We start from the raw sequence: 12,724 nt of genomic DNA, 5'->3' as shown, positions 1-12,724 counted from the left end.
GCGAACGCCAGCGCGCCGCGGAAAAAAAGAAACCCCCGATCGCTCGGGGGTTTCGCGTACAAATGGCGGAGTGGACGGGACTCGAACCCGCGACCTCCGGCGTGACAGGCCAGCATTCTAACCGACTGAACTACCACTCCGCGTTTGAACGGAGGCGGGCGCGAGGCCCGCTTTCCCGGAGCTGCCGGGCCAACGCTGGCGCGTGGCGGCGACTGCGAGAAACGAAACCCCCGATCGCTCGGGGGCTTCGGTACAACTGGCGGAGTGGACGGGACTCGAACCCGCGACCTCCGGCGTGACAGGCCAGCATTCTAACCGACTGAACTACCACTCCGCTTTTGAAACCTGTCGCTTGGTGCTCTGGTGGGTGCTGAGGGTTTCGAACCCCCGACCCTCTCCGTGTAAAGGAGACGCTCTACCGCTGAGCTAAGCACCCTAGCGAGTCGATTAGTTTACGGCATCCTTCAGCGCTTTACCAGCCTTGAACGTCGGATTCTTCGACGCCGCGATCTTGATGGAGTCGCCGGTCTTCGGGTTGCGGCCGGTGCGCTCGGCACGGTCGCGCACCTGGAAGGTGCCGAAGCCCACGAGCGTGACGCTGTCGCCCTTCTTCAGGGCCTTGGTCACTTCCGACACGAAGGCGTCGATGGCACGACCGGCTTCGGCCTTGGAGATGTCGGCGGCAGCGGCGATCGCGTCGTTCAGTTCGGCTTTATTCATTTCTTGATGACTCCATGTGCGGCAGAAGACCGCGGATTGAGGATCGGGTGTCGGCGTGGCCTGCCTCGCCTGGGCGAGACCCCGATGGATATGTTTTGCACTACCAAGCACGCCCGTTCGCGGTGCTCGCAAGCGCTGCATTTATACCAGCGGGCCCATACCCGCGCAAGCCGAAAAGCCAACAACGGCGCGGGTTTGAGCCGTTTGCGCGGGTGCGGTTCAGCGCGCGTCAGTGCTTGACGCGCGGGTTCGAGGATGCTTTCTGCTTGCGCCGCGACGGCGCCTGTTCGGCATCGGCGGCGGGCTTGGGCGCGAGCGGACGCTCCAGTGCCAGATCCAGCACTTCGTCGATCCACTTCACCGGCACGATCTTCAGATCGCGGGTGACGTTCTCCGGGATGTCGGCCAGATCCTTGCGGTTCTCCTCGGGGATCAGCACGGTGCGGATGCCGCCGCGCAGTGCGGCCAGCAGCTTCTCCTTGAGTCCGCCGATCGCCGAGACGCGGCCACGCAGGGTGATCTCGCCGGTCATCGCCACCTCCGACTTGACCGGCACCTTGGTCAGCATCGACACCAGCGAGGTCACCATCGCGATGCCGGCGCTGGGGCCGTCCTTCGGCGTGGCGCCGTCCGGCACGTGCAGGTGGACGTCGTGCTTCTGCAGGAAGTCCGCCTCGATGCCGAGGCGCTCGGCGCGCGAGCGCACCACCGACAACGCGGCCGACGCCGATTCCTTCATCACGTCGCCGAGCTGGCCGGTCAGGATCACCGCGCCCTTGCCCGGGACCAGGGTCGATTCGATCTGCAGCAGATCGCCGCCGACCTCGGTCCAGGCCAAGCCGGTCACCAGGCCGATCTCGTTCTGCTCCTCGGCACGACCGAAGTCGTAGCGGCGCACGCCCAGGTACTTGTCCAGGTTCTTCGAGCCGACGCTCACGCGCGCCTTGTCCTTGCGCACGGCACCCTTCTTCGCTGCGGCCTTCTTCGCCGGGGCAGCCGGCTGCGGACCGGCCAGGGCGATCTCCTTGACCACCTTGCGGCAGATCTTGGCGACTTCGCGCTCGAGATTACGCACGCCGGATTCGCGCGTGTAGTAGCGCACGATGTCGCGGATCGCGTCGGCGCCGATCTCCAGCTCGTCCTGCTTCAGGCCATTGGCCTTGAGCTGCTTGGGCACCAGGTAGCGCGCGGCGATGTTGAGCTTCTCGTCCTCGGTGTAGCCGGGGATGCGGATCACTTCCATGCGGTCCAGCAACGGGCCGGGGATGTTCAGCGAATTGGAGGTCGCCACGAACATCACTTCGGAAAGGTCCAGGTCCACTTCCAGGTAGTGGTCGTTGAAGGCGTTGTTCTGCTCGGGGTCGAGCACTTCCAGCAGCGCCGACGACGGATCGCCGCGGAAGTCCATCGACATCTTGTCGATCTCGTCGAGCACGAACAGCGGGTTCTTGCTGCCGACCTTGTTGAGGTTCTGCACGATGCGGCCCGGCATCGAACCGACGTAGGTCCGGCGATGGCCGCGGATCTCCGCCTCGTCGCGCACGCCGCCCAGCGACATGCGCACGAACTTGCGGTTCGTCGCCTTGGCGATGGACTGGCCCAGCGAGGTCTTGCCCACGCCCGGCGGTCCGACCAGGCACAGGATCGGCCCCTTCATCTGCTTCACCCGCGACTGCACCGCCAGGTACTCGAGGATGCGGTCCTTGACCTTCTCCAGGCCGTAGTGATCGGCATCGAGGGTTTCCTGCGCGACCTTCAGGTCCTTGCGCACCTTGCTGCGCTTCTTCCACGGCACGCCCAGCAGCCAGTCGAGGTAGTTGCGCACCACCGCGGCTTCGGCCGACATCGGCGACATCTGCTTGAGCTTGTTGAGTTCGGCCTTGGCCTTGGTCTCCACTGGCTTGGGCATGCCGGCCTCGGCGATCTTGCGCGCCAGTTCCTCCAGCTCGCCCGGCGCATCGTCGAGGTCGCCCAGTTCCTTCTGGATCGCCTTCATCTGCTCGTTGAGGTAGTACTCGCGCTGGCTCTTCTCCATCTGCGACTTGACCCGGCCGCGGATGCGCTTCTCCAGCTGCTGCACGTCGATCTCGCCGTCGACCAGGCCGACCAGCATCTCCAGCCGCTCGCCCACTTCCAGCGTTTCCAGCAGGCGCTGCTTGTCGGCCAGGCGCACGCCGATATGCGCGGCGATGGTGTCGGCCAGGCGGCCGGGCTCGTCGATGCCGGACAGGGTCTGCAGCAGCTCCGGCGGCAGCTTGCGGTTGGTCTTGACGTACTGCTCGAACAGCGACATCAGCGAGCGCGCGATCGCCTCGACCTCGCGCTCCTCGCGCGATTCGGCGGCATCGATCTCGCGGCCTTCGCCCTGCAGCGCGCCGTCGCGCTCGGCGACCTTGTCGACGCTGACGCGCGACAGGCCTTCGACCAGCACTTTGATGGTGCCGTCGGGCAGCTTCAGCAGTTGCAGCACCTGCGCCAGCGTGCCGACGTTGTAGAGGTCGGCCGCCGCCGGATCGTCGGTCTCGGCGGACTTCTGCGCGACCAGCAGGATGCGCTTGTCGGCCTCCATCGCGTGCTCGAGCGCGCGCATGGATTTGTCGCGACCGACGAACAGCGGGATGACCATGTGCGGGAAGACCACGACGTCGCGCAATGGCAGGACCGGCAGGTCGAGGACTTCGGATTGGGACTGGGCCATGAGGATTCCGATTTGGGAGGCGGGAACGCGATGCGGGCGGCCATAAAAACGCCGATGGCCCCGTTATGGGGCCATCGGCTGGACGATGCAAGGGGAGCGCAGAACCCCTTTATGTTTCAGCGACTTACCAGCAAGCCCGGGGCACGCGGCAGGGCCGCCGCGCGCCTCCGGCCCGGGGTCACTCCGCGGAGGCGACCTTGGGCGCCGCCGGCGGGGTCTGGTAGATCAGGTACGGCTCGGACTTGTGCTCGATCACCGACTCGTCCACGACCACCTTGCTGACGTTCTCCTGCGACGGCAGCTCGTACATCGTGTCCAGCAGCACCGACTCGACGATGGTGCGCAGGCCGCGCGCGCCGGTCTTGCGCTTGAGCGCCTTCTTGGCGATGGCCAGCAGCGCGTCCTGGCGGAACTCCAGCTCCACGCCTTCCATCTCGAACAGCTTCTTGAACTGCTTGGTGATGGCGTTCTTCGGCTCGGTGAGGATCTTGATCAGCGCCGGCTCGTCCAGTTCCTCCAGCGTGGCGACCACCGGCAGGCGGCCGACGAACTCGGGGATCAGGCCGAACTTGATCAGGTCTTCCGGCTCGACGTCGGCCAGGATCTTGCCGACCTCGCGCTTGCGCTCGACGCTCTTGACCTTGGCGCCGAAGCCGATGCCGCCGGCATCGTTGGAGCGCTGCTGGATCACCTTGTCCAGGCCGGCGAACGCGCCGCCGCAGATGAACAGGATGTTCTTGGTGTCCACCTGCAGGAATTCCTGCTGCGGATGCTTGCGCCCGCCCTGCGGCGGCACCGAGGCGACCGTGCCTTCGATCAGCTTCAGCAGCGCCTGCTGCACGCCTTCGCCGGACACGTCGCGGGTGATCGACGGGTTCTCGCTCTTGCGCGAGATCTTGTCGATCTCGTCGATGTAGACGATGCCCTGCTGCGCCTTGTCGACGTCGTAGTCGCACTTCTGCAGCAGCTTCTGGATGATGTTCTCCACGTCCTCGCCGACGTAGCCGGCTTCGGTCAGCGTGGTCGCATCGGCGATGGTGAACGGCACGTTGAGCAGGCGCGCCAGCGTTTCGGCCAGCAGCGTCTTACCCGAACCGGTCGGACCGACCAGCAGGATGTTGGACTTGGCCAGTTCGACCTCGTCGTTCTTCTGCCGGCTCTCGATGCGCTTGTAGTGGTTGTACACGGCCACGGCGAGCGTGCGCTTGGCGCGCTGCTGGCCGATCACGTACTGGTCGAGCACTTCGAGGATCTCGCGCGGCTTGGGCAGGCTGCTGCGTGCCGACTGCGCCTTCTCCTCGAGCTCCTCGCGGATGATGTCGTTGCACAACTCGACGCATTCGTCGCAGATGAACACGCTGGGCCCGGCGATCAGCTTACGGACCTCGTGTTGACTCTTGCCGCAGAACGAGCAGTACAGGATCTTGTTGCTGTCGCCGGAACGGCCTTGCCGGTCTTCGCTCATTGCTTCGCTTACCCAGTTACCCCACCCGATGAACGGGGGTTCGATTTCGAGAATAGCACAGGGCCGGGAGGACGCTAGCCCGACCCCGGCCCTGCGGAATACGCTGCGTTTTGCAGTACATGCAAGCCTTATGCCGGCTGGATGGACTCATCCGGACGACGCTCCAGGACCTGGTCGACGAGGCCGTAGGCCTGCGCGTCGATGGCGCTCTTGAAGTTGTCGCGCTCGGTGTCGCGGGCGATGGTTTCCAGCGACTGGCCGGTGTGCTTGGCCAGGATTTCGTTCAGCCGCGCGCGCAGGGTCAGGATCTCGCGGGCGTGGATGTCGATGTCGGTGGCCTGGCCCTGGAAGCCGCCCAGCGGCTGGTGGATCATCACCCGCGAGTTCGGCAGCGCATAGCGCTTGCCGGCCGCGCCCGACGCCAGCAGCAGCGCGCCCATCGAGGCGGCCTGGCCGACGCAGATGGTGCTCACGTCCGGCTTGATGTACTGCATGGTGTCGTAGATCGCCATGCCGGCGGTGACCACGCCGCCCGGCGAGTTGATGTAGATGCTGATGTCCTTCTCCGGATTGTCCGCTTCCAAGAACAGCAACTGGGCCACGATCACATTGGCCATGTGGTCGTCGATCGGGCCGACCAGGAAGATCAGGCGCTCCTTCAGCAGACGCGAATAGATGTCGTAGGCACGCTCGCCACGACTGGTCTGTTCGACCACCATCGGAACCAGATTCAAGGCCTTGGTCACATTGTCCACGCGGTGATCTCCTGCTGCTCGGGGGTCCGTCCCTGCACGGGGGTGTGCAGGGCTTCGCATCGTGTTGCGCCCCGCCGCCGCGGGGAGGTGAAACGGGATCCGCGTCGCGCAGGTCGGCTGCGCAACGCGGCGACGCGTCGTCTTATTGACGGATCGCGTCCTGGAACGACATCGCCTGCTCGGTGTGCTGGGCGCGCTCGGCGATCCAGTCGATCACCTGCTCTTCCATCACGCGGCTCTGCAGTCCCCCCATCAATTGGGGATCGTTGCGGTACATCTCAATGACCTGCTCCGGCTCTTCGTAGGTCGAGGCGATCAGGCGCAGCGTCTCCGAGACCCGCTTCGGGTCCAGGCGCAGTTCGTTGCGGCGGGCAACCTCGCCGACCAGCAGGCCGACCAGCACGCGCTTGCGTGCGGCGTCCATGAAGCCCTGGTGGGCGTCGTCCGGCACCTGGCCCGGGTCGCGACCGGAACGGCGCAGTTGCTCGACCTGCTGCGCCAGCATGGCGCGCGCCTCGTTCTCGACCAGGCGCGGCGGCATTTCCACCGACGCGTAGGCGGCGATCAGCTGCTCGCCCACTTCGCGACGCAGACGGTTCATCAGCGCGCCCTTGAGCTCGCGCTCCAGGTTGATACGGATGTCCTTGCGGAACTGCTCGGCATCGCCGCTCTTCACGCCGAAGCTCTTGATGAACTCCTTGTCCACGTCCGGCAGCACCGGCGCGGCGACGTCGACCGCCTTCACGTGCACCTGGACCTGCTTGCCGGCGAACTGCGGCACGCGCCAGTCGGCCGGGAAGTCGACCGTCAGCGTCTTCTCTTCGCCCTTGGACAGGCCGACCAGGCCCTGTTCGATCACCGGAAACATGACGCCCGAGCCGATCACGCTGCTGCCCTTCTCCACGCCCTCGGCCGGCAAACGCTCGTCGCCGACCTGCGACCAGGTCTCCAGCGTCACCAGGTCGCCGTCCTGCGCCGGACGCGCGGCCGGCTGCCAGGTGCGACGCTGCAGGCGCAGGTTCTCGATCATCTGTTCGATGTCGGCGTCGGTGACCTCGGCGGTGTGGCGGATCACCTGCAGCGTGGACACGTCGATGTCGCCGAAGTCCGGCACCACTTCGAAGGTGGCCACGAACTGCAGTTCGTTGTCGCCGGCGCGGTCGATGCGCGGATTGCCGGCCAGGCGCAGCTCGTGCTCGCGCACGGCCGAGTCGAAGGTCTCGCGCAGCAGGCCGTCCAGCGCCTCGGCGCGGATCTGCGGCCCGAAGCGCTGCTCGATCACCTTGGCCGGAATCTTGCCCGGACGGAAGCCCTTGATCCGCGCGGTGCGCGCGACTTCGCGCAGGCGGCCGCCGACATGGGTTTCCAGGCGATCCTCCGGCAGGGTGAAGGTCAGACGCCGTTCCAGGGTACCGGTGGTTTCGATCGAAGCTTGCATGTGGACTCCTGCCACCGGGAGCCCACGGCTCTCGGCACGATGTAGAAAAGTACGGGTTGGCGCGGGCACGGGACAGCCGCCGCAGCCGGATAGTTTCGCCTATTCCCGCGGCGCCTGCCAGCGCAGGGCCGAGCGGCCACCGTGGCGACGCCGAACCCGCCATCGCCGCGAGGGGCCGCAGGGGGCTGGATGGTGCGAAAGAGGGGACTCGAACCCCTACGCCTTGCGGCACTGGTACCTAAAACCAGGGCGTCTACCAATTCCGCCACTTTCGCGCTGCGGCGCCGGATGGCGCCTGCCGGCACATTGTTGCAGGCCGGCCGGCAAAGAAAAAGGCACCTGCCGGAGCAGGTGCCTTTTCGTTTTGGTGGGCCGTCAAGGATTCGAACCTTGGACCTATTGATTAAGAGTCAACTGCTCTACCAACTGAGCTAACGGCCCTGAAACTGAGTCGCACATTCTATGTGCTTTTTTGCTTCGTTGCAACACCCCGCGAAGCATCGGGTCACGCGATCAATGGGGTGGCTGAGGGGACTCGAACCCCCGACATCTGGAATCACAATCCAGTACTCTAACCAACTGAGCTACAGCCACCATTGAAACCTTGCATCTCCCGCCCGGCGCCGGTGTTGGCGCGCCCGACAGGAATCGAACCTGTAACCGCCGGCTTAGAAGGCCGGTGCTCTATCCAGTTGAGCTACGGGCGCCCTGGCTGGATTGTCGCATTCCTTTCCGCCGTTGGACATCGGATTGGTCGGGGTAGAGGGATTCGAACCCCCGACATCCTGCTCCCAAAGCAGGCGCGCTACCAGACTGCGCTATACCCCGGCGGAACATCCCTCGCGGCCAAGGCCGGAAAGGTCGGCTATTGTGGGAAGCTTGCGGCCTGCTGTCAACGTCGCATGCACGCAACATCGCCTGCGCTATGCTCAGGCCTTGCCATCGGCATCGGCCGAGCGCCTTTTTATAAGGAGAAAACAGCATGTTTCGCAGCGGCAATCCCGCCCTGAAGGAATCCACCTTCCTCGATCTGCGCAGCGGCACCGTGGTCTCGCCCGGGAGCAGCGCGGTCGCCGCGCGCGACAGCGGCGCGATGACACTGAACGGTACCGCCAACAAGACCGGCATCCTGCTGATGTTGACGGCGATCACCGCCGTATTCGCCTGGAGCCAGTCGGTCTCGATCGATGCCGCGGGCAACGCGATGATCGCCCCGGGCGTGGCCGGCTACGCGCTGGGCGGCCTGGTCGGCGGCTTCATCCTGGCCCTGATCACGATCTTCAAGAAGGAATGGTCGCCGATCACCGCCCCGCTGTATGCGCTAGTGGAAGGCTTCTTCCTGGGATCGATCTCGGCAATGTACGAAGTGCGCTTCAACGGCATCGTGCTGCAGGCGGTGATGCTGACCTTCGGCACGCTGTTCGCGATGCTGTTCGCCTACCGCAGCGGCATGATCAAGGCCACCGAGAACTTCAAGCTGGGCGTGGTCGCGGCCACCGGCGGCATCGCCCTGGTGTATCTGGCGACCATGGTGCTGGGCTTCTTCAACATCCAGATCCCCTACATCCACGCCTCCGGCACGGTCGGCATCCTGTTCAGCCTGTTCGTGGTGGTGGTGGCGGCGCTGAACCTGGTGCTGGACTTCGACTTCATCGAGAGCGGCGTCGAACAGGGCGCGCCCAAGTACATGGAGTGGTATGGCGCGTTCGGCCTGATGGTGACGCTGGTATGGCTGTACCTGGAGTTCCTGCGCCTGCTGTCGAAGCTGCAATCGCGGAATTGAAGCCGGGAGTCGGGAATCGGGATTGGAGAATCGCAACAGCGGCTCCCCGTGATCGATGAGCGGAAGCGGCCTCGGCAGGCTTCCGAGCAAAAGAAAAGGGCGCCAAGAGGCGCCCTTTCTTTTCGTGCGATCTTCCCGCGCGCTCAGAGGCGGCTGGCGATGGCCTGGGCGAAGCCCATGGTGTTGCCGCTGCCGCCCAGGTCCGGGGTCAGCCCGTCCTTGGCTTCCAGGGTGGCGACGATGGCGTTGCGCAGGCGCTCGGCGTTCTGCGGCTGGCCGATGTGGTCCAGCAGCTGCGCCGCGCCCAGCAGCAGCGCGCACGGGTTGGCCTTGCCCTGCCCGGCGATGTCCGGGGCCGAGCCGTGCACGGCTTCGAAGATCGCCGCGTCCACGCCGATGTTGGCGCCCGGGGCCAGGCCCAGGCCACCGACCAGGCCGGCGCACAGGTCCGACAGGATGTCGCCGAACAGGTTGGTGGTGACGATGATGTCGAACTGCTCCGGACGCATCACCAACTGCATGCAGGCGTTGTCGACGATCATTTCCTGGAATTCGATCTCCGGGTAGTTCGCCGCCACTTCACGCGCCACCTTCAGGAACAGGCCCGAGGTGGACTTGATGATGTTGGCCTTGTGCACCGCGGTGACCTTCTTGCGGCCGGTCGCGCGCGCCAAGTCGAAGGCGTAGCGGACGATGCGCTCGGAGCCCTTGCGGGTCACCTTGGCCATCGACAGCGCGGTCTCGCCGTCGGCGGACACTTCCTGGCCTTCGCTCAGGTAGGCGCCTTCGGTGTTCTCGCGCACGGTGATCAGGTCAACGCCGGCACCGAAACGCGACTTGGTGTTCGGGAACGACTTGGCCGGACGCACGTTGGCGTACAGGTCGAACTGGCGGCGCATGGCCACGTTGATCGAACTGAAGCCCTCGCCCACCGGCGTGGTCAGCGGGCTCTTCAGCGCCACCTTGTTCTTGCGGATGGACTCCAGCGTGGCGGCCGGCAGCAGGTCGCCGTGCTTCTCGAGCGCCACCAGGCCCGCGTCGGCGTATTCGTAGGTGAGGCCGGCGTTCAGCGCGTCGAGCACGAACAGCGTGGCGTCCATGATCTCCGGGCCGATGCCATCGCCACGGATGACCGTGATTGTCTGCGTCATAGGGTTGCGGTTTCCGTACAAGAGGGGGGAGCGCCGCCCGGGAACCGGGGCTGCAGGCGCAAGGAGGTTTCAGCGGTAATTATGCCCGAAGCCGGTGAAGGCGCCCAAAACCGGACGGCCGCCGGCGTGGCGCCGGCGGCCGTCGGGGTAGCCCGCGGCGGGCTCAGTCGTGCGCGTGTTGCGCCGGGGCGGCGGCCTCGCCGGCCTCCAGCGTGTCGAGGAAGTCCACCGCGCGGCGCAGGTGCGGGATCACGATCGATCCGCCGACCACCAGGCCCACCGAGAAGGTCTCGAAGAACTCCTCGCGGCCGACCCCGGCCTCCTTGCACTGGGCCACGTGGTAGCTGATGCAGTCGTCGCAGCGCAGCACCAGCGAGGCGACCAGGCCGAGCAGTTCCTTGGTCTTCACATCCAGCGCGCCGGCCTGGTAGGTCTGGGTGTCCAGCGCGAAGAAGCGCCGCACCACCTGGTTCGGCTCGGCCAGGATGCGCTGGTTCATGCGCTGGCGGAACTCGGTGAATTCGCGCACCCGGTCCTGCCCGGACGCGCTGCCCTCGCCGGTCGCGGCGCCGCTCATGCCTGCGCCTCGGGGGCGTGGCCGTCGAGCAAGGGCTCCAGCTTGCCGGCGCGGTGCAGCGCCATCATGTCGTCATAGCCGCCGACGTGCACGTCGCCGACGAAGATCTGCGGCACGCTGGTGCGCCGCGCCAGGGCGACCATCTTCTCGCGCTCGGCCGGGTCCAGGTCGATCCGCACCTCGTTCCAGGTGCGGCCCTTGCTCTTGAGGAAGTTCTTGGCCGCCACGCAGTACGGGCAGATCGCGGTGGAATAGAGGGTGATCGGCGGGCCGCCGGCGTGGCCGGTGTCGGCAGTTGGGTTGTCCACGGGAAACTCCGGGCGGTGTAGAGGGTCCAAGCCACTATGGTAGCGGCCGGGTGGATTTTCGAGGCCGCTGCCGCAACACTGCGAATCATCCCGGATTCACCGTCGTCCCGGCCGCCACCCGGCGTCCGCCTGCCCTCTTGGAGCCCGTCTTGCGCCTGCTGCCGCTCGCCTTCGCGATCACCCTGGCCACCGCCTGCGCCGTGGCGCCGGCCCAGGAGAACAAGCTGCCGGACATCGGCTCCTCGGCCGGCGAGCTGCTGACCCCGGCCCGCCAGGCCGAGTACGGCAAGATGATGCTGGCCGAACTGCGCAGCTACGGCTACGTCCTCGAGGACCCGCTGATCGACGACTGGCTGCAGACCATGGGCACCCGGCTCGGCGCCAACAGCGACCAGCCGCAGCAGAAGTTCACCTTCTTCATGCTGCGCGACCGCCAGATCAACGCCTTCGCCACCCTCGGCGGCTACGTGGCGGTCAACGCCGGCCTGGTGCTGACCGCCGAGCGCGAGGACGAGGTGGCCGCGGTGCTGTCGCACGAGATCGCCCACGTCACCCAGCAGCACGTGCTGCGCGGGGTGGAGCGGGCGCAGCGCGACCAGATCCCGATCCTGCTCGGCATGCTCGCCGCGGTGGTCGCCGCGCAGCAGGCCGGCGGGCGCTCCAGCGGCGACGCCACTCAGGCTGCGATCGCCAGCGGCCTGGGGCTGATGCAGCAGCGGCAGATCGACTACACCCGCTCCAACGAATCGGAGGCCGACCGCCTGGGTATCCGCACCCTGGCGCGCAGCGGCTATGACGTCGATGCGATGGCCGGCTTCTTCGAGCGCATGTCGCTGGCGATGCGCGGCAACCAGGGCGGCTACAGCACCCCCGACTTCCTGATGACCCACCCGGTCACCACCACCCGCATCAGCGAGGCGCGCGAGCGCGCCGAGCAGATGAAGAAGAACACCCTGACCGTGACCACCAGCGTGCCCGGCGGCACCCTGCAGGAGCGGGTCGATCCGAACGACGTGTCGCTGAGCCAGCCGCTGGGCGCGCCCAGCAATCCGCTGCTGCCGGGCGGCCTGCAACTGCCGTTCGCCAACTACGCGCGCGGCCCCAGCGGCCAGTTCGAGTGGGCCCGCGAGCGGCTGCGGGTGTTCAGCGCCAACACCCCGGCCGATGCGATCCGCGAGTACGAGGGCCTGCGCCAGGGCAGCAAGCAGGGCCTGAGCGATGCCCAGCGCTACGGCCTGGCGCTGGCGCGGCTACGTGCCGGCGGCGGCGCGCAGGAGGTAGCGCAGACACTGGAGGGCCTGCTGCAGGCGCACCCGGACAACTGGTGGCTGACCGTGGCGGTGGCCGAGGCCGAGGCCAAGGCCGGCCGCCCCCAGGCCGCCGACCAGCGCTTCGAGGCGCTGGTCAAGCGCATGCCCAGCAACCGCGCGGTGGCGCTGAGCTATGCCACCGCCCTCAACGAACAGGGCGGCCGCCAGGCCGGCCAGCGCGCGCAGGCGGTGCTGCGGCCGCTGCTGGGGGCGGCCGCGGAGGATCCGGTGTTCCAGCGCACCTTCGCCCGCGCCTGCGAATTGGCCGGCGACGAGACCCGCGCCGGCGAGGCCTATGCCGAGGCGGCCTACCTGAACGGGCACCCGGAGCAGGCGCTGATCCAGCTCAACAACCTGAAGAAGCGCAGCGACCTGGACTACGTAGCGCGCGCGCGCATCGACGCGCGCATCGCCGCGATCACCCCGACGGTGCTGGAACTGCGCCGCCAGGGCGTGCAGGACCCGGACATGCAACGGCGCTGAAACGCACCCATGGCAGACGTCATTTAAACGTAATAA

10 protein-coding genes and 8 tRNA genes are annotated in these 12,724 nt (G+C 66.7%); 2 read left to right on the top strand and 16 right to left on the bottom strand.

Annotated elements, in window-relative coordinates; all coding sequences use genetic code 11:
- Nucleotides 1–63: 63 nt before the first annotated feature.
- The 13 genes from AC1PLR_RS04700 to AC1PLR_RS04640 form a co-directional block, all read right to left on the bottom strand.
- Nucleotides 64–140: transfer RNA gene (locus AC1PLR_RS04700), tRNA-Asp, on the bottom strand.
- 117 nt (nt 141–257) lie between these two features.
- Nucleotides 258–334: transfer RNA gene (locus AC1PLR_RS04695), tRNA-Asp, on the bottom strand.
- Nucleotides 335–361: 27 nt separating this feature from the next.
- Nucleotides 362–436: transfer RNA gene (locus tag AC1PLR_RS04690), tRNA-Val, on the bottom strand.
- An 11-nt stretch (nt 437–447) separates the two neighbouring features.
- On the bottom strand, nt 448–720 hold the full coding sequence (locus tag AC1PLR_RS04685) for an HU family DNA-binding protein (RefSeq protein ID WP_010341124.1): 273 nt from the start codon (nt 718–720) through the stop codon (nt 448–450).
- A 229-nt stretch (nt 721–949) separates the two neighbouring features.
- Nucleotides 950–3,418, bottom strand: a complete 2,469-nt coding sequence (gene lon / locus AC1PLR_RS04680; RefSeq protein WP_267121277.1) for an endopeptidase La — start codon at nt 3,416–3,418, stop codon at nt 950–952.
- Between the two features lie 178 nt (nt 3,419–3,596).
- Complete coding sequence (gene clpX, locus AC1PLR_RS04675; RefSeq protein WP_010341122.1) at nt 3,597–4,883, bottom strand: ATP-dependent Clp protease ATP-binding subunit ClpX; 1,287 nt, start codon at nt 4,881–4,883, stop codon at nt 3,597–3,599.
- 128 nt (nt 4,884–5,011) lie between these two features.
- The gene (gene clpP / locus AC1PLR_RS04670; RefSeq protein ID WP_010341121.1) at nt 5,012–5,638 is read right to left on the bottom strand and encodes an ATP-dependent Clp endopeptidase proteolytic subunit ClpP; all 627 of its coding nucleotides are present in this window, start codon (nt 5,636–5,638) and stop codon (nt 5,012–5,014) included.
- A gap of 142 nt (nt 5,639–5,780) precedes the next feature.
- Nucleotides 5,781–7,076, bottom strand: coding sequence for a trigger factor (gene tig / locus AC1PLR_RS04665; protein ID WP_481102813.1), 1,296 nt, complete (start codon nt 7,074–7,076; stop codon nt 5,781–5,783).
- Between the two features lie 190 nt (nt 7,077–7,266).
- Nucleotides 7,267–7,351 (bottom strand) — tRNA-Leu (locus AC1PLR_RS04660).
- Between the two features lie 90 nt (nt 7,352–7,441).
- Nucleotides 7,442–7,517: transfer RNA gene (locus tag AC1PLR_RS04655), tRNA-Lys, on the bottom strand.
- Nucleotides 7,518–7,593: 76 nt separating this feature from the next.
- Nucleotides 7,594–7,670, bottom strand: a tRNA-His gene (locus AC1PLR_RS04650).
- A gap of 36 nt (nt 7,671–7,706) precedes the next feature.
- Nucleotides 7,707–7,783: transfer RNA gene (locus AC1PLR_RS04645), tRNA-Arg, on the bottom strand.
- Between the two features lie 44 nt (nt 7,784–7,827).
- Nucleotides 7,828–7,904: transfer RNA gene (locus AC1PLR_RS04640), tRNA-Pro, on the bottom strand.
- 154 nt (nt 7,905–8,058) lie between these two features.
- Between AC1PLR_RS04640 and AC1PLR_RS04635 the strand changes: the two genes are divergently transcribed.
- Nucleotides 8,059–8,859 carry a Bax inhibitor-1/YccA family protein gene (locus AC1PLR_RS04635; protein WP_481102812.1) on the top strand — a complete coding sequence of 267 codons (801 nt, stop codon included), beginning with the start codon at nt 8,059–8,061 and terminating at the stop codon, nt 8,857–8,859.
- 143 nt (nt 8,860–9,002) lie between these two features.
- Here AC1PLR_RS04635 and AC1PLR_RS04630 read toward each other — a convergent pair whose 3' ends face one another.
- From AC1PLR_RS04630 to grxC, 3 genes are all read right to left on the bottom strand, one after another.
- A complete protein-coding gene (locus tag AC1PLR_RS04630; protein WP_153751193.1) occupies nt 9,003–10,010 on the bottom strand; it encodes an isocitrate dehydrogenase in 1,008 nt (335 codons plus the stop codon).
- Between the two features lie 163 nt (nt 10,011–10,173).
- A complete protein-coding gene (locus tag AC1PLR_RS04625) occupies nt 10,174–10,587 on the bottom strand; it encodes a carboxymuconolactone decarboxylase family protein (RefSeq protein ID WP_481102811.1) in 414 nt (137 codons plus the stop codon).
- A complete protein-coding gene (grxC, locus tag AC1PLR_RS04620; RefSeq protein WP_017907836.1) occupies nt 10,584–10,895 on the bottom strand; it encodes a glutaredoxin 3 in 312 nt (103 codons plus the stop codon). The genes AC1PLR_RS04625 and grxC overlap by 4 nt, the downstream gene beginning before the upstream one ends.
- Before the next feature lie 149 nt (nt 10,896–11,044).
- Between grxC and AC1PLR_RS04615 the strand changes: the two genes are divergently transcribed.
- Entirely contained in the window at nt 11,045–12,688 is a 1,644-nt protein-coding gene (locus AC1PLR_RS04615) for a M48 family metalloprotease (protein ID WP_481102810.1), read from the top strand.
- The last annotated feature ends 36 nt before the right edge of the window (nt 12,689–12,724 follow it).

It is taken from the genome of Xanthomonas sp. NCPPB 3570, from assembly GCF_056725115.1.
This window is presented reverse-complemented; position numbering and strand designations above follow the sequence as displayed.

Coding starts and splice junctions, on each gene's coding strand:
- AC1PLR_RS04685 (WP_010341124.1), bottom strand. CDS start 720: ATGAATAAAGCCGAACTGAACGACGCGATCGCCGCTGCCGCCGACATC.
- lon (WP_267121277.1), bottom strand. CDS start 3,418: ATGGCCCAGTCCCAATCCGAAGTCCTCGACCTGCCGGTCCTGCCATTG.
- clpX (WP_010341122.1), bottom strand. CDS start 4,883: ATGAGCGAAGACCGGCAAGGCCGTTCCGGCGACAGCAACAAGATCCTG.
- tig (WP_481102813.1), bottom strand. CDS start 7,076: ATGCAAGCTTCGATCGAAACCACCGGTACCCTGGAACGGCGTCTGACC.
- AC1PLR_RS04635 (WP_481102812.1), top strand. CDS start 8,059: ATGTTTCGCAGCGGCAATCCCGCCCTGAAGGAATCCACCTTCCTCGAT.
- AC1PLR_RS04630 (WP_153751193.1), bottom strand. CDS start 10,010: ATGACGCAGACAATCACGGTCATCCGTGGCGATGGCATCGGCCCGGAG.
- AC1PLR_RS04625 (WP_481102811.1), bottom strand. CDS start 10,587: ATGAGCGGCGCCGCGACCGGCGAGGGCAGCGCGTCCGGGCAGGACCGG.